The organism is Methylobacterium sp. NFXW15 (genome assembly GCF_049887755.1).
Lineage (GTDB): Bacteria > Pseudomonadota > Alphaproteobacteria > Rhizobiales > Beijerinckiaceae > Methylobacterium.
Genome location: NZ_JAGEKG010000002.1, coordinates 1 through 15439, shown reverse-complemented (window position 1 = coordinate 15439; position 15439 = coordinate 1). Strand labels below are relative to the sequence as shown.

At 68.1% G+C, this 15439-nt stretch carries 13 protein-coding genes; 6 read left to right on the top strand and 7 right to left on the bottom strand.

The window, feature by feature from the left end:
* Positions 1-43: 43 nt before the first annotated feature.
* The 4 genes from J4O73_RS04350 to J4O73_RS04335 form a co-directional block, all read right to left on the bottom strand.
* Positions 44-1696 (bottom strand): acetolactate synthase large subunit, encoded by a 1653-nt coding sequence (locus J4O73_RS04350; protein WP_426214966.1) that lies wholly within the window; start codon positions 1694-1696, stop codon positions 44-46.
* Between the two features lie 195 nt (positions 1697-1891).
* Entirely contained in the window at positions 1892-2827 is a 936-nt protein-coding gene (locus J4O73_RS04345; protein ID WP_426214965.1) for a LysR family transcriptional regulator, read from the bottom strand.
* 61 nt (positions 2828-2888) lie between these two features.
* On the bottom strand, positions 2889-3605 hold the full coding sequence (locus tag J4O73_RS04340; protein WP_426214963.1) for a hypothetical protein: 717 nt from the start codon (positions 3603-3605) through the stop codon (positions 2889-2891).
* Between the two features lie 42 nt (positions 3606-3647).
* Positions 3648-5345, bottom strand: a complete 1698-nt coding sequence (locus tag J4O73_RS04335; protein ID WP_426214961.1) for a GMC oxidoreductase — start codon at positions 5343-5345, stop codon at positions 3648-3650.
* 131 nt (positions 5346-5476) lie between these two features.
* Here J4O73_RS04335 and J4O73_RS04330 point away from each other — a divergent pair, with 131 nt between their 5' ends.
* Positions 5477-7507 carry an ATP-binding protein gene (locus J4O73_RS04330; RefSeq protein ID WP_426214959.1) on the top strand — a complete coding sequence of 677 codons (2031 nt, stop codon included), beginning with the start codon at positions 5477-5479 and terminating at the stop codon, positions 7505-7507.
* A gap of 7 nt (positions 7508-7514) precedes the next feature.
* Here J4O73_RS04330 and J4O73_RS04325 read toward each other — a convergent pair whose 3' ends face one another.
* Positions 7515-7700 carry a DNA gyrase inhibitor YacG gene (locus J4O73_RS04325; RefSeq protein ID WP_426214957.1) on the bottom strand — a complete coding sequence of 62 codons (186 nt, stop codon included), beginning with the start codon at positions 7698-7700 and terminating at the stop codon, positions 7515-7517.
* Positions 7697-8344: a Maf-like protein gene (locus J4O73_RS04320; RefSeq protein WP_378966799.1), complete on the bottom strand. Its 648-nt coding sequence runs from the start codon at positions 8342-8344 to the stop codon at positions 7697-7699. The genes J4O73_RS04325 and J4O73_RS04320 overlap by 4 nt, the downstream gene beginning before the upstream one ends.
* A 271-nt stretch (positions 8345-8615) precedes the next feature.
* Between J4O73_RS04320 and J4O73_RS04315 the strand changes: the two genes are divergently transcribed.
* From J4O73_RS04315 to J4O73_RS04300, 4 genes are all read left to right on the top strand, one after another.
* Positions 8616-8762 carry a hypothetical protein gene (locus tag J4O73_RS04315; RefSeq protein WP_426214955.1) on the top strand — a complete coding sequence of 49 codons (147 nt, stop codon included), beginning with the start codon at positions 8616-8618 and terminating at the stop codon, positions 8760-8762.
* 155 nt (positions 8763-8917) lie between these two features.
* Positions 8918-9157, top strand: coding sequence for a hypothetical protein (locus J4O73_RS04310; RefSeq protein WP_378966801.1), 240 nt, complete (start codon positions 8918-8920; stop codon positions 9155-9157).
* Between the two features lie 354 nt (positions 9158-9511).
* The gene (locus J4O73_RS04305) at positions 9512-10720 is read left to right on the top strand and encodes a polyhydroxyalkanoate depolymerase (RefSeq protein ID WP_426214953.1); all 1209 of its coding nucleotides are present in this window, start codon (positions 9512-9514) and stop codon (positions 10718-10720) included.
* 67 nt (positions 10721-10787) lie between these two features.
* Positions 10788-13454: a TIGR02302 family protein gene (locus tag J4O73_RS04300; protein WP_426214952.1), complete on the top strand. Its 2667-nt coding sequence runs from the start codon at positions 10788-10790 to the stop codon at positions 13452-13454.
* Between the two features lie 15 nt (positions 13455-13469).
* On the opposite strand, the gene miaA is transcribed toward J4O73_RS04300, so the two are convergent.
* The gene (miaA, locus tag J4O73_RS04295; protein ID WP_426214950.1) at positions 13470-14387 is read right to left on the bottom strand and encodes a tRNA (adenosine(37)-N6)-dimethylallyltransferase MiaA; all 918 of its coding nucleotides are present in this window, start codon (positions 14385-14387) and stop codon (positions 13470-13472) included.
* Between miaA and serB the strand changes: the two genes are divergently transcribed.
* A complete protein-coding gene (gene serB / locus J4O73_RS04290; protein WP_426214948.1) occupies positions 14386-15270 on the top strand; it encodes a phosphoserine phosphatase SerB in 885 nt (294 codons plus the stop codon). The two genes, miaA and serB, sit on opposite strands and share 2 nt — an antisense overlap.
* Positions 15271-15439: the final 169 nt, after the last annotated feature.

Genomic DNA, 15439 nt, shown 5'->3' with positions numbered 1-15439 from the left:
CCGCTCGCGATGACGGAGCGCGCAATCCAGGGCGGATGTCCCGTTACTTGGCCTGCTCGAAGGGCTTCACCTTGGCACGCAGCTCATCGACCAGCACGCGGGTGTTCTCCGAGTAGTCGATCGGCACCGCCACGAGGTGCACGCCGCCCGCGTTGAACGCCTTGTCGAGGGTCGGCACGAGGTCCTCGACCGCCTCGATCCGGTGGCCGGTGGCGCCGTAGGACTCGGCGTACTTCACGAAGTCCGGGTTGCGGAACGTCATGCCGTAATCCTTGAAATGGTCCACCGCCTGCTTCCAGCGGATCATCCCGTAGGCCGAGTCGTCCAGCACCAGCACCACGAGGTTCAGCCCGAGGCGCACCGCGGTCTCCATCTCCTGGCTGTTCATCATGAAGCCGCCGTCGCCGCACACGGCCATCACCCGGCGGCCGGGGTTGAGCATCGCCGCCATCATCGCGGAGGGCAGGCCCGCGCCCATCGTGGCGAGCGCGTTGTCGAGCAGCAGCGTGTTCGCGACGTAGGTCCGGTAGTTCCGCGCGAACCAGATCTTGTACATCCCGTTGTCGAGGCACACGATGCCGTCCTCGGGGATGACCTTGCGCACGTCGTGGACGAGGCGCTGCGGCGTCACCGGGAAGCGGTCCTCGCTCGCCCGGTCGGAGATGTGGCCGAGGATGTGCTCGCGCAGCGAGAGCAGCGCCCCGGCATTCGGCAGCTTGCCCTCGAGTTCGTCGGCCAGCAGCTTCAGCGTCGGGCCGAGATCGCCCACCACCTCCGCGTCGGGGTAGTACACCTCCTCCACGTTGGCGGGCATGTAGCCGATATGGACGACCTTCTGGTCCTTCTGGCCCATGAAGAAGGGCGGCTTCTCGATCGTGTCGTGGCCGATGGCGATGATCAGGTCAGCCCGGTCGATCGCCTCGTGCACGTAGTCACGCTCGGACAGCGCGGCGGTGCCCATGTAGAGCTTGGTGCCGCCCGCGACGGTGCCCTTGCCCATCTGAGTCGTGAAGAACGGGATCTGCGTCCGGTGAACGAACCCGCCCAGTTCGCCCGTGGCGCGGGGGCGGCTCGCGGCGGCGCCGAGCATGATCAGCGGGCGCTCGGCCGCCAGGATCATCTCCGCCGCGCGGGCGATGGCCTTCGGGTGAGCGACCGGGATGTCGATCGGGTGCGGGGGCACGAGATGGGCCTCGGCCTCCTCGGAGGCGATGTCCTCCGGCAGTTCGAGCAGGACCGGGCCAGGCCGCTCCTCCATGGCGACGCGGAAGGCGTCGCGCACGATGGTCGGGATCGAGGAGGCGGAGACGATCTGCCGGGCCATCTTGGTGATCGGCTTCATCGAGCTGATCACGTCCACGATCTGGAACTTGGCCTGACGCGAGGACAGGATGCCCTTCTGGCCGGTGATGATGATCATCGGCATGGCGCCGAGATGGGCGTAGGCCGCGCCGGTCGAGAAGTTGAGCGCGCCCGGTCCGAGCGTCGAGAGGCACACGCCCGGACGACCGGTGAGGCGCCCGTGTGTCGCGGCCATGAAGGCGGCGGCCTGTTCGTGCCGGGTGAGCACGAGCTGGATCTTCGAGGTGCGCAGGGACTCGACGACGTCGAGGTTCTCCTCGCCCGGGATGCCGAAGATGCGGTCGACGCCTTCGTTCTCGAGGGCTGCGACGAGGAGGTCTGAACCTTTGGGCATCGGGTCTTCCGCTGAGGTGACGAGGGGGCGGAACGAGAGCGTTCGGCAAAAGTGCGAAACCGCCCGTCTCCACGGCGGTCCGCCCTACATGTGCGAGGGGAAGAACAGTCGCTTCCCGCGTCGCCCGGTTAGAAAATTGCAGATCCGCCCGGTCAAGGCCCGGATTAGGCGATGGGTCACAGATGTCGCAGGTTCTCATTCCGTCGGGGCGGAAGACTCCCCGGCGAGGTGAACGAGAAGGTTCCGCAGCCAGCGATGGGCGGGGTCGTTGTCGTATGAGGCATGCCAGAGCATCGACACGGCCACATCGTCGAGGGGGACCGGCACCGGGCTGGTGCTGAGGCCGAGTGCCCCGGCGAAGGACGTCGCGAGCCGCGCATGCATCGTCGCGAGGAGCGGCGCCGCCCGCACCAGAGAAGGCACCACGAGGAAGCGCGGCGTCGTCACGGCGAGTACGCGCGCCCGCCCGATCAGCGCCAGCGCGTCGTCCACTACGCCGTGAGCAGTCTCTCGCAGCGACGTCAGGACGTGGGGAAAGCGGAGGTAATCCTCCAGCCCGATCGGGGCGGTCAGGCCCACGAGTTCGGCGTTGAACAGCACCACATAGCTGTCGCGGTAAAGCAGGCGCTGCTTGTGATGTACCTGCCCCCTGGTGAAGAAGCCGAGCGCCAGATCGACCCGGTCGGCATCGAGCTCGTCGAGGATGCGCATCGCCTCGACCGAGCGTAGCAGCAGGCGGACGCCCGGCGCATGGGCACGCAGATGCGCGATCAGGCGCGGCCCCAGCAGGATCTCCAGGCTGTCCGGCAAGCTGACGATGAAGGTTCGTTCCAGCGTCGCCGGGTCGAAATGCTCGTCGCGATGGACCAGGGCCTGCACCCCGCGCAGCACGCCCCGAAGCGGCTCGGCCAGGGCGATGGCCCGCGGCGTCGGACGCATGCCATCGGGCGCACGGGTGAGGAGTTCGTCATCGAACAGACGGCGCAGGCGCGCGAGGCTCGCGCTCATGGCCGACTGGCCGATGCCGATTCGCGCGGCGGCCCGCGTGACGTTGCGCTCCTGAAGCAGCGCGTCGAGCGCGACGAGCAGGTTCAGGTCGAGCCGGGCGAGATCGACGTGATCGATGGCCATTGCAGGATCAAGCGATGGAAATCGTGACGCAGCGGAGGGCGGTCATCGTCGTGGACAGACCCTACCCTTCCTTGCGCTCCGGCGGCGCGTATTCTGCGGCGGGCTCGGCCCGTTGCAGGGCGACCTGCGCGGCGTGGAACCACCAGAGCGGCAGGTCGCGGTTGGTCCCCACGAGATCGGAAACCCATCCCTCCTTCGGCATCATCTCGGCCCGGTCTGCGAACAGCTTGAGCGCGCCCTCCACCCGTTCGCGCTGCGCGCGCTCGCGGATCGCCTCGCGCTCGGCCGCCCATTGAGCCTCCGCTGCCCGAACGAGGCGCTGCGTGGCGAGGTCGTCCGCATCGAAGGCGAATTGCTGCCAGAAGGCCTCCGCCTCACGGGCGACGTCGCGCTCCCGTGCGAGGGCGGTGAGCGCCGTCTCGGCATCCGCGCGCGCCGCTTCGGCGGCACGGGCGCGGTCCAGCATCCGGTTGTTGGCCTCGAGCAGTTCCCGCTCCCGTTCCGCCGCGATCCGCTGGCGGCGCAGGACACGCAACTCCTCCTCCAACTCGCCGCGCAACTGGTCGCCGCGCTCCAACCCCGCGAGGAAATCCTTCAACGGTCCGTCGAGCAACGCCTCGGCCCGGCCGCGATACCGCTCGCGCAGGCCCGGATGCTCCCCGTCGAGGCGCTCCTCGTCCCAGCCCGGCGCCCCGGCGAGGCCGCTGCCATCGTGCTCGTAAAGGGTGCGGGCGAGCGCCTCGCACAGCGGTGACAGTCCGGAAGCAGGCGTACTCATGAACTCGTCTCGCTGGGATCTGCCGATGCCAGGATGCCCGTCCTACGCGCGGGCGGAAAGGGGTTCGGGCGGGTCCGTGTGGTCGAAAAGACGGGGCGGCGGAATTTCGTCGTGGGCATCCAGGCGCGCGATCAGGTGATCGGCGACCCGCAGGGCGTTGGCGATGATGGTCAAGGTCGGGTTCACCGCGCCGATCGAGGGGAAGAAGCTCGCATCCGTGACGTAGAGGTTGTCCAGCGCATGCGCCTTGCAGTCCCGGTCGAGGACGGAGGTGGCCGGATTGGTGCCGAAGCGCAGCGTTCCGGCCTGATGGGCCGTGCCGCCGATCGGCACGTTCTTGCCGAGGTAGAGCGAGCGGTCGAACAGGTGCGGGTGGATGTTCGTCTTGTCGCAGATCTCGCGCAGCTTCTGCCGAAGGCGGCGATGCGCCTCCTCGTTGGTCTCGGTGAGGTCGAGATGGACCTTGCCGTCGCGATAGAAGATCCGGTTCTCCGGTTTCGGGATGTCCTCGGAGGTCAGCCAGAAGTCGACCGAATGTTTCGCGATCCAGTCGAAGGGCTTCTCCGGGAACCATTGTAGAAAGCCCGGCAGGCCCTCGCCATGAACCTGCGCGCCATCCGACTTGCCGACCATCTGGATGTGGCCGAGGGGAAAATCCCAGGCATCCTTGGTATCGGGATCACCGAAATAGAAGTCGTTGAGGCCGAGCGTCTTCTGGAACCGTGTCGGGTTCGGAGTCTTCGAGATCGCCAGCACCGTCGAGTTGTTGTGGCGCATGTAGTTGCGCCCCACCTGGCCCGATCCGTTGGCGAGCCCGTCCGGGTGCCGATCGGTGGCCGAGCGCAGCATCAAGAGTGCGGAGGACAGGGCACCGCAGGCCACCACGACCAGATCGGCGCTCGCCGAGAAGGGCTCGCCGTCGCGGGTGCCCTCGATCCCGGTGACGCAGGTGCCGGAGGCGTTGGTCACGAGGCGCTCCACATAGGTGCGCACGGACAGGGTCAGGTTCGTGCAATCCCGCAGGGCGGGATCGACGCACATGACCTGCGCATCCGACTTCCCATTGGTCGGGCAGGGAAAGCCGTCGAACGACTCGCACTTGATGCAGGGTGAGGTGGAGACAGGCTGGCCGTCACGCTCCACGAGGCGCACGCCCACGGGGAGATGGAAGGGCTGGTGCCCCTCGCGCTTCAGGTCGTCGAACAATTGCTGGATGCGCGGTTCGTGGCTCACCGGTGGGTGGGCGTAAGGCTTGATCGCCCAGGGCTCGGTCGGGTCCTCGCCGCGCAGGCCGTGGACGTGAAACAACTCCTCGGCCGCCTGATAATACGGCTCGAACTCGTCGTAGCCGACAGGCCAAGCCGGGGAGAGGCCGTCCTGATGGCGGATCTCACCGAAATCCCGCTCGCGCAGGCGGAACAGGATCGAGCCGTAGAATTTCGAATTGCCGCCGACATAGTAATGCAGGCCGGGGTGGAAACTCTTTCCATCGGAGGAATACCAAGTCTCGCTTGCTTGGTAAGTGCCATCGACGATCACCGCCTGGCTGTCCCAGTTCCGGGGCTCGCGGCGCAGATAGTCGCCACGTTCCACGAGCAGGATGCGCTTTCCGGTCTGGGCCAAGCGCCATGCCATCGTTCCGCCTCCCGGCCCGGACCCGATGATGATGACGTCGTAGCGCTCGCCCGGCATTCGCATCCCCGCTTGGCCATACTCGCGCAGGCAACGCTTCAAACGCACGATGGATCGACGCCTCGCGGCGATTCACGTCAAACGGGCATCCACAGCAACCACTGGTTAAGTGCATTTCCTGACGGCACCTTCAGGTTCCCCTGCGAACGTCTCGCCCACGACCCGGCGCGGAGGCGTTCATGCCGAACATCGAACTCGTCCTGGCCGCCCTGCTGCTCCTGCTGGCCGCCGGTGTCGCCGGTTTGTCGCGCCTGCGACGCTGGAAGGGTGCGCAGACCGAGGACGACGAGGAGAGCCTGTACGACCGCGTTTGGCGAGCGAACGAGGGTGAGGAACGCTACCGCGCCCTGGTGGCCGCGACGACTGACCATGTCGTGCAGCGGGACGCTCACGGACGCATCACCTACGCGGACGAGGGCTATGCGCGGCTGTTCGGATGCTCGCCCGCCGCGCTGATCGGCGAGCCGATCGAGCCGCAGGATCTCGACGGCGAGACGGTCTCCGTGCGCGACGACGGACTGCGCCGTGTCGAGACCTGCATCCGCACGGCGGATGGCCGCGACCGGTGGTTCGACGTGGTGGAGGTTCCGGTCGCGGATGGCGACGGGCCGATGCAATGGCTCCGTGCGGGCCGCGACATCACCGCCCGCGTCGAGGCGGTGAAGGCCCTCGACGCCGCCTTGGCACGGGCCGAGAGTGCGAGCGTCGCCAAGTCCCGCTTCCTCGCCACCGTCAGCCATGAGATGCGCACGCCGCTGAACGGCGTGATCGGCATGACCGACCTGTTGATCGGCACCGGCCTGGACCCGGAGCAGAAGACCTATGTCGAGGCCGTCCGGGCGAGCGGGAAAGCGCTGCTCGGGCTGATCGATGGGATCCTCGACTTCTCGCGGATCGAAGCGGGGCGGATCGATCTCGCTTCCGAGCCTTTCGACCCCGCCGCCGTCGCCGAGGGCGTGGTGGAGCTTCTGGCGCCTCGCGCACAAGATAAGGGCCTGGAAATCGCCCTCGACGTCGGGGCGGACGTGCCCGCTTCCCTCGTCGGCGATGCGGATCGCTTCCGCCAGATCCTGCTCAACCTCGCGGGCAATGCGATCAAGTTCACCGACAGGGGCGGCGTCGGCGTGTCCCTCTCCTTCGGGGCCGAGGGGCTGGTCCTGTCGGTCGCCGACACGGGTCCCGGCATCCCGGAGGAGCGCCTGCCGCGCCTGTTCGAGGAATTCGAGCAGGGTGAGGACCATGCCGCCCAACGCCACGAAGGCACCGGCCTCGGTCTCGCCATCACCCGTCGCCTCGCCACCCGGATGGGTGGACGCGTCGATGCGCAATCACGCGTCGGCACGGGCTCGACCTTCCGCGCGGTGCTGCCGCTGCCCGCCCTCCCCGCCACCGCCGCTGCCGAGAGCGACGCCGAGGCGCCGCGTCTTGCGGGCCGCCGTTGCCTCATCGTGGCCGATTCGCCCTATCAGGCGCCCTATCTCGCCAGCGCGCTGAGCCGTCATGGCGGCGCGGCCGTGATCGTGCGCGGGCTGGAAGAGGGTCTGGACGCCCTCTCCGCCGCCACCTTCGACGCGGTGATCGCCGACCGCGCGCTCGGGGACGAGGCAGTGCGCCGGATCGCGGAGGCGGCGCGGACATGCGGCGTGCGCCGCCGCATCGTGCTGCTCTCGCCCTTCGACCGCCGCGATTTCGGCGCCCCCGCATCCGCCGGATTCGACGGCTATCTCGTGAAGCCGGTGCGGGCGCGCTCGCTGGTCGAGCGCCTTGCCGAGACACCGCCGGTGAGCGCGCCCGCCCGGCCGGCGGCGCAGCCCGCCCTCTCAACGAACAGCCTGCGGGTGCTGCTGGCGGAGGACAATCCGATCAACACGCTGCTCGCCACCCGCGCCCTGGAGCGGCTGGGCTGCAGTGTCGTCCATGCCCCCGACGGGGCGGAGGCTGTGGCGCGGTTCGCGGATTCGGGACCATTCGACTTGGCCCTCATCGATATCCGCATGCCCCGGCTCGATGGCCACGAGGTCGCCCAACGCATCCGGGCGGCGGAGGCCGGAACGAGCCTGCGGCTGCGGCTCATCGCGCTGACCGCCAATGCCAGTCAGGACGACGAAGTGGTTGCCCGCGCGGCAGGCTTCGACGGCTTCCTCGCCAAGCCCCTCGATCTCAAGGCCCTGCCGGACCTGCTCGCGCGCCACCAGCGCCGAGCGGCGTGAGCACAGGCTAATCGTCGTCCGAAAGTGGCGGACGGGCCTCGGGCTGCTCGTCCTCTTCGTCGTCCTCGACGGGGATCGCGTAGCGCTCGTTGAACCAGCGGCCGAGATCGACATCGGCGCAACGCTGCGAGCAGAACGGCGTGAACTGCGGCACCGTCGGCTTGCGGCAGATCGGGCAGCGGGCGGTGCTCACGCGGCGGCCGCCCAGCCCGCACGGATGGGATAGCCCTCGCCGTCGAGCAGGCTCACCGTCTCGTAGAGCGGCAGCCCGACCACCGCGCTGTAGGAGCCGACGAGCTTCACCACGAAGGCTCCCGCAATGCCCTGGATGGCGTAGCCGCCCGCCTTGCCGCGCCACTCGCCGGAATCGATGTAGCCCTGGATATCGCGTCCCGAGAGGCGCTTGAATCGCACCCGCGTCTCGATCACCCGCTCGCGGCGCCCCTTGGGCGAAAGCAGGCACACCGCCGTGTAGACCCGGTGCTGCCGCCCGGAGAGCATGCGCAGGCAATCGGCCGCCTCATCGGGCAATTCCGCCTTGGGCAGAACCCGGCGCCCCACGGCCACCACCGTATCGGCGGAGAGCAGCCATGTCGGCGTCGCGTCCTGTGCACCGTGGAGCGCAGCTTCGGCCGCCGCGAGCTTGTCGCGGGCGAGACGGCGGGCGAGGTCGCGCGGCGGTTCGGACTTGCGCGGCGTCTCGTCGATATCGGCGGGCAGGAGCGAATCCGGCTCGATCCCGACCTGCTGCAACAGGGCAAGGCGGCGCGGCGAGGCCGAGGCGAGGACGAGGCGGGTCGCGCGCGAGGCGGCGCCATGGTCGGAAGAGGCGTCCATCTTGCTCCGGTCCGGGCCGGTCCCTGCCGTGGCTCGGCCAGGCGGGCCGTCCTGATGAGCGCGCTTGATAGGGGAAGGCGAGCGGCTTGTGAACCGGGCTGAACCGCGACGGCTTAACTCGCGCAAGACGCACGAAAACAAGGCGTTAACCGAGCGTTAACTACGTTCGACAATAGTACGATCATCGAAAACCGGGCTCGTGGTCATGCCTAACGTCGATCCCAGAGTTGTCAGGCCTGTTCTCCTCAACACCTCTGGTGTTGCCAGTGCCGTGAACGAGTTGCGTCAGCAGAAGGCGAGTTCGACCGCCGAGATGTGGCGCCTCCTCACCGAACGCTTCGTGGTGGATCTCGACGCCGCCGCATCGCTGCTTCCGTCCGTGGAGCCCGAAACGCAGTGGCTCCCGGCTCGCGCCTGACACACGAGACCTGAGTGATCTTCGCCACACCGAGTGGCATGACCCGTGCTAACCAAAGTATCCAACGGAGGATGCGTCCAGGCAACAATAATCGCGGTCGCTCGCACGCCGGAGCACTCCGCGGACCTTTCGATCACTCGAACACGAGGTCCGTCATGCCCGAATTGTTGTCTGTTGCCCTCGTCTGTGCCGGGACGCTGATCGCCCAGGATTGCTCCCGCGATACGGCGCTCGACATCATCGTCTCACCTGCCCATTCGCCGATGGAGTGTTTGATGCACGCCCAGGCGATGGCCGCTCAGGCGGGCCTGCCCGGCGGAGGGGACCGCTACCTCAAGGTTGCCTGCGAGCATCGCCGGAGCGACCGCGAAGTCGTGGCCCGCAAAGCGTCCTGAACGCGATGTGCGAGCCTGGGGGGCGCCGCTCAGGCGGCGCTCGACCCGCGCGAGTCTTCGTGAATGCGGCCGCCTCACCAGCCGATTCCAAACATTTTCGGCCTAGAGTTGAATTTTTATTCCGATCACGAACCTGAGAGGAGAGGAAATAGGCGCACTACGCATTAAAATTGGTGCATCGGGGCCACAGGTGGCACGTTTCAGGGGGAGTCTCTCCTTTGGGGGAGTTGCCGACCTGACCATCGAGGCACATCGTTGCAAGCCATGCAGATGCTTTCGCCCGTAAGGCCAGCGCCTCCGCCTTCTCCCCTGTTCGCCCGCCTGCCGGGCCGCGCACCTGCGAGCGTCCGACCTATGCTGTACGACGCGTTCGATCTGCAAACCGACTTTGCAGAGCAGATGAGGGGCTGGGGCAAGCTCCTCGACTCAGCCTGGACACCCTGGGCGCCCTTCAGCGAGCCGCTCAACTGGCTGTCCGCCGGCGCGCGGATGATGATGCGGGCGGGCCTGACCTTCGCCCGCCCCGCCTATGGCATCGAGAGCGTGATGGTCGGCAACCGCGAGGTTGCGGTCGCGGAGGAGAAAGTCGAGGTCACGCCCTTCGGCACCCTGCTGCGCTTCCGGAAGGACATCGTCACCGAACAGCCGAAGGTGCTCGTGGTGGCGCCGCTCTCCGGCCATTTCGCGACGCTTCTGCGCGCCACGGTGCGCACCATGCTGCCCGATCATGACGTCTACATCACGGACTGGCACAACGCCCGCGACGTGCCGCTCTCGGAGGGCCGTTTCGGCTTCGACGATTACGTCGCCCATCTCGTCGGCTTCCTGCAGACGATGGGCGAGGGTTCGCACATCGTCGCCGTCTGCCAGCCCGCCGTGCAGGCCCTCGTCGCTGCGGCGGTGATGGCACAGACCAAGGATCCGGCCGCTCCGCGCAGCATGACGCTGATGGCGGGGCCGGTGGATTGCCGCGTCAACCCGACCGGGGTGAACGAACTCGCTACCTCGAAGCCGATCGAGTGGTTCGAGCGCAACCTGATCGCGACGGTCCCGAACCGTCACAAGGGTGCGGGTCGCAGGGTCTATCCCGGATTCGTCCAGGTCTCGGCCTTCATGTCGATGAACGCCAAGCGCCACGTTCAGGGCCACAGCGACCTGTTCTGGCACTTCGTGAAGGGCGAGGCCGACAAGGCGGCGGCGATCGAGACCTTCTACGACGAGTATTTCGCCGTCCTCGATCTAGCGGCCGACTTCTACCTCGAAACGGTCAAGACCGTGTTCCAGGATTATACCCTCGCCAAGAACGAGCTGACATGGCGCGGTGAAGAGATCGACATGCGCTCCGTCCGTAAGACGGCGCTGATGACGGTCGAGGGCGAACGCGACGATATCTGCGCCGTGGGCCAGACCATGGCGGCGCACGACCTGTGCTCCAGCCTGCCGCCTTACATGCGCACCCACCATCTCCAGGCGGGCGTCGGCCATTACGGCGTCTTCGCTGGGCGCAAGTGGGAGAACCAGATCTATCCGCAGGTGCGCAACTTCATCCAATCACACGCCTGAGTGAGCGCGACGCCTCGCGCCGATTTGACCCGGCGTCGGGCCGAGGCCACCATGCTAGGCTCCATGGATGGGCGCCCTGGCGCCTGAGCGGAACGGCGGATCGGGCAGCGTGAGAAGCAGCCAACGCGGCGACGGAGCGGACGGCGAGCGGACCAAGTCCGGTGAGGCCGCGCGGCTCGATCGCCTCGTCGCCCAGGCAAAGGCGGTCGTCCTCTGGGAGGCGGCATGGCCGATCCTCTGGCGCAGCCTCGCCCTCGTGCTGGCCTTCCTGGCTGTCTCCTGGGCCGGCCTCTGGCTCGACATCCCGCCCCTGTGGCGGAAGATCGGTCTTGGCCTCTTTGCGGCGGGTTTCGTCGCCACGTTGATCCCGCTGCTGCGTCTATCCCGTCCCGGCCGGAGCGCGGCCCTGGCACGGATCGACCGCGAGGCGGCGGGCCGCGGCCCGATCTTCGCCCATGGCCCGGCCTCGGCCGCCGAGGACGTGCTCGCCGTCGGCTCGGCCGATGCGGGCAGCCGCGCCCTGTGGGACTTGCACCGGGCTCGGGCCGCGCGGGCCGTCGCCGCGCTCAAGGTCGGGCCGCCCCGGCCGGGGATGGTTCGCCGCGATCCCTATGCGTTGCGCGCCTCGCTGATCGTGGCCACCGGCGCCGCCCTGTTCGTGGCGGGGCCGGAATGGCGTCAGCGCCTCGGCGCCGCCTTCGACTGGTCCGCCCCACCGCCGCCTGGCCCGAATTTCCGCATCGACGGCTGGATCGATCCGCCGCTCTATACGCGGATGCCGCCGCTCCTCGTCTCCATCGGAGCGGGCGACCAGCACTTGCGCGCGCCCGTCAATTCTCAGCTCATCGTCCGCATCGCGGGCGAAGGACAAGGCACACAATCGGTCCTGACACCTGGACGCGGCCTCACCCCCGTGCCGGGACAAGCTCCTCGCCCGGATCTGCGCGAGGAACGCTTTCGGGTGACCGGCGCGGCCGATCTCACCCTCACCACGCCCGGCGGCACGCAACGCCTGACGATCGACGCCATCCCGGATACGCCCCCGGAGGTCAGTCTCGTCGGCTCGCCGGAATTGAACGGTCGCGGCACGTTCAGCCTCACCTATCGCGCGAAGGACGATTACGGCATCGCCTCGGCCGAGGGTCTGGTGGAGCCGCTGAAGCCCGGACGCTCCCTGGTGCCGCCGCCGCACATCTCCCTGGCTCTTCCGGGGGATCCGAGCGGACAGACCGACACGAAAACCCTGGTGGACCTCACCGATAACCCGTGGGCGGGGGCCAAAGTACGCTTCCGCATCGTCGTGAAGGACGAGGCGGGACAGGAAGGCACGACGCCGGTCAGCGAGATGACCCTGCCGGGCCGGATCTTCCGCGATCCCCTCGCACGCTCCCTCGCGGAGGAACGCCGCCGCCTCGTCACCGAGCCGGATCAGGGCCGGGCGCGCGTGCAGGCGGGGCTCGACGCCCTGCTCATCGCCCCGGACAAGTTCACGCCGCAACCGCCGATCTTCCTCGGCCTGCGCACGGCCACGAACCGCCTGCGCCGGTCGAAGACCGACGCCGATCTCACCGAGGTCGCCGACCTCCTGTGGGAGATGGCTCTCAAGATCGAAGACGGCGATCTTTCGGATGCCGAGAAGCAGCTGCGCCAAGCCCAGGACCGGCTCAAGGAGGCCATCGACCGGAATGCGCCTGACGAGGAGATCAAGCGCCTCACGCAGGATCTCAAGCAGGCGCTCGACAAGTTCCTGAACGAGATGGCGCAGAAGCAGAACCGCGATCCCGGGGAGCAGAAGCAGCGCAGCGACAACGGCAAGAGCCAGCAGAAATCCGTCACGCCCGACGATCTCAACAAGATGATCCAGGACATGGCGGACGCGATGCAGCGCGGCGACACCGCCGAGGCGCAGCGCCTAATGGAGCAACTGCGTAACATCCTCGAAAACCTGCAGACAGCGGAGAAGGGCGCCAAGGGCAACGAGTCGGCCAAGCAGATGCAGAAGCAGATGCGCGATCTCGACCAGATGACCCGCGACCAGCAGGATCTGCGCGACGAGACCTTCCGCGACGGCAGCGAGCCGAAGCAGGGCCAGCGCGGGCAGAAGCAGCAGCAGGGTCAGCGTGGCCAGCAGCAACAGCAAGGTCAAAAGCAGCAGGGTCAGCAGGGCTCGCCCGGTGAGCAGGGTCAACAGGGCCAGCAGGGTAGCCGCCAGAAGGGGCAGCAAGGCCAGAGCGGCAGCCCCGGCGAACGCCAGCAGGCGCTGCGCGAGCGGCTTCAGGACCTCGAACAGCGCATGAAGGAGAACGGCATGCGCGGCGAGCAGGGTCTTGCCGACGCCGAAGAAGCCATGCGCGACGCCGAGGAGGCGCTGAAGCAGGGCAACGAAGGCGATGCCGTCGATGCCCAGGGCCGCGCCCTGGATGGCCTCCAGCGCGGAGCCGAGGGCATGGCGCAGCAGATGCAGGAGATGGCCCAGGCCGAGGGCGAGGGTCAAACTGGCGAGGGCCAGCAGCCGGGCCAGGAAGGCCAAGCCGGGGCCCGGGACAACGATCCCCTCGGCCGCCCGACCCGCGGTAAGGAGATGAGCGACGGCCGGGTCCGCGTGCCCACCGCCGACGAATCGGCCGTACAGCGCGCCCGCCGGATCATGGAAGAGCTTCGGCGCAAGCTCGGCGATCCGAGCCGCCCGCAGGAAGAACTCGACTATTTCGAGCGGCTGCTCCGGCGGAACTGATGCTCCGGGGGCCTGTCAGCGCGCCTCCGGATCGATCCATTGCCACGCGTCGCCCATCTGATGGCGGAACCACGTGAATTGCCGCTTGGCATAGGCGCGGGTGTCCGCCTGCCCCCGGACGATCGCGTCCTCCAGACTCACGCTGCCGTCGAGATGAGCGATCAGCCCCGGCACCCCATGAGCGCGCATCACGGGCAGCATCGGATCCAGGCGCCGCTCGCGCAACGCCGCAACCTCATCAAGGGCACCTGCCGTCATCATGGTGCGGAACCGCGCGTCGATGCGCTCTCGTAGCAGGGCCCGGTCGGGGGCCAGGAACAGCTTGTGCAGCTTCCGTCCTGCTAAAGGACCCGGCACGGGCTCGCCGTAGAAGCTCGCGATGGGACGGCCGGTCGCCGCGAGGATTTCGAGGGCGCGCATCACGCGCATCCGGTCGCTCGGCCGCAGGCGCTCGGCGCCCTCGGGATCACGCTGCGCGAGGTCGGCATGAAGCGCTTCGGTCGCCCGCCCCTCGGCCTGAACCCGGATCTCGGCGCGAATCTCCTCCGGCACGGGCGGCAACTCCGAGAAACCTTGTTCGAGCGCCTTGAAGTACAGGCCCGTGCCGCCCACGAAGACCGGCAGGCGGCCGTCCAACTCTTCAAGGAGTGCGGCGGCATCGCGGGTGAAATGGCCGAGCGAATAATTCGTCGCTCCACCGACATGGCCATAGAGCCGATGCGGTACCGCCGCTTCCTCGGCGGGGTCCGGCCGGGCCGTGAGCACGCGCAGATCCGCATAGACCTGCATCGAGTCCGTGTTGACGACGACGCCGTCATGCTCGCGGGCGATACGGCTCGCCAATGCCGACTTGCCCGAGGCGGTCGGTCCTGCGATGAGAACCGCCGCCGGGCGCTCCCCGGCTTCCCACAACGGCAAGGCTTTCCTCCGCATGCTGGTCGCGGTACTGATAGCAAACCCGGACCGCCCGGCCATCACGGATGCGGTTCTGGCCGAGGCCCGCAAGGTGCTCGGCACCGAACACCAGCCGCGTATCCTCCATCGGGAAGTCGCCGCCGAAATCCTCGTGACCGGGGATGAGGCCGCGCTGACGGAGCGGCTGCGCGCGGCATTGGCGAACGAGCCTATCGACCTCGCCGTGTTGCCCGCCGATTCCCATCGCCGCAAGCGCCTCTTCCTGGCCGACATGGATTCGACCATGATCGAGCAGGAATGCATCGATGAGCTCGCGGGCACGCTCGGCCTGAAGGATCATGTCGCGGCGATCACCGAGCGAGCGATGCGCGGTGAAGTCGCCTTCGAGCCTGCGCTTCGCGAACGCGTCGCGCTGTTGAAGGACATCCCGGTCGGGGTGGTGGATGGGCTCATCGCCGACACGCTGACACTCACCCCCGGCGGGCGCACCCTGGTGCGGACCATGGCCGCGCACGGCGCCCATACCTGCCTCGTCTCCGGCGGGTTCACCCTGTTCACCGGCCCGATCGCGGGCAAGCTCGGCTTCGCGGAGCACCGGGCAAACCGCCTTGCGGTGGCGAACGGCAAGCTCACGGGTGCCGTCGAGGATCCCATCGTCGGCAAGGCCGAGAAGCGGGCCACCCTCATGGAGTTGCGCGAGCGGTTCGGGCTCACGCCTGCCGAGACGATGGCGGTCGGCGACGGTGCCAACGATCTCGACATGCTGGGCGAAGCTGGGCTCGGCGTCGCGTTCCGCGCCAAGCCGGCGGTGGCCGCTGCCGCGCGGGCGCGGGTGGAGCACGGCGACCTCACCGCGCTCCTCTATCTCCAGGGCTTCGCGGCTTCGGAATTCGTCGGCTAGAGCCGCCGTCGATCAAGTTGGCTCGCCTCGGTCGGATACGGATCTAGAGCGTTTTCGGTCTGAGCTGAGTCGGTCGTGCGGGGTTCACTTGGCGGTATGAGGCTGATTCATTGCGCGCTCCAGATGAGGAGCGAGGCATGGGCCGACCCTACAGCCAGGACCTACGCGA

What these genes read in the sequence shown, in the direction of transcription:
- J4O73_RS04320 (WP_378966799.1), bottom strand. Translation starts at nt 8,344, where the DNA reads ATGGACGCCTCTTCCGACCATGGCGCCGCCTCGCGCGCGACCCGCCTC.
- serB (WP_426214948.1), top strand. Translation starts at nt 14,386, where the DNA reads ATGCTGGTCGCGGTACTGATAGCAAACCCGGACCGCCCGGCCATCACG.
- J4O73_RS04345 (WP_426214965.1), bottom strand. Translation starts at nt 2,827, where the DNA reads ATGGCCATCGATCACGTCGATCTCGCCCGGCTCGACCTGAACCTGCTC.
- J4O73_RS04350 (WP_426214966.1), bottom strand. Translation starts at nt 1,696, where the DNA reads ATGCCCAAAGGTTCAGACCTCCTCGTCGCAGCCCTCGAGAACGAAGGC.
- J4O73_RS04310 (WP_378966801.1), top strand. Translation starts at nt 8,918, where the DNA reads ATGCCCGAATTGTTGTCTGTTGCCCTCGTCTGTGCCGGGACGCTGATC.
- J4O73_RS04340 (WP_426214963.1), bottom strand. Translation starts at nt 3,605, where the DNA reads ATGAGTACGCCTGCTTCCGGACTGTCACCGCTGTGCGAGGCGCTCGCC.
- J4O73_RS04300 (WP_426214952.1), top strand. Translation starts at nt 10,788, where the DNA reads ATGGGCGCCCTGGCGCCTGAGCGGAACGGCGGATCGGGCAGCGTGAGA.
- miaA (WP_426214950.1), bottom strand. Translation starts at nt 14,387, where the DNA reads ATGCGGAGGAAAGCCTTGCCGTTGTGGGAAGCCGGGGAGCGCCCGGCG.
- J4O73_RS04305 (WP_426214953.1), top strand. Translation starts at nt 9,512, where the DNA reads ATGCTGTACGACGCGTTCGATCTGCAAACCGACTTTGCAGAGCAGATG.
- J4O73_RS04330 (WP_426214959.1), top strand. Translation starts at nt 5,477, where the DNA reads ATGCCGAACATCGAACTCGTCCTGGCCGCCCTGCTGCTCCTGCTGGCC.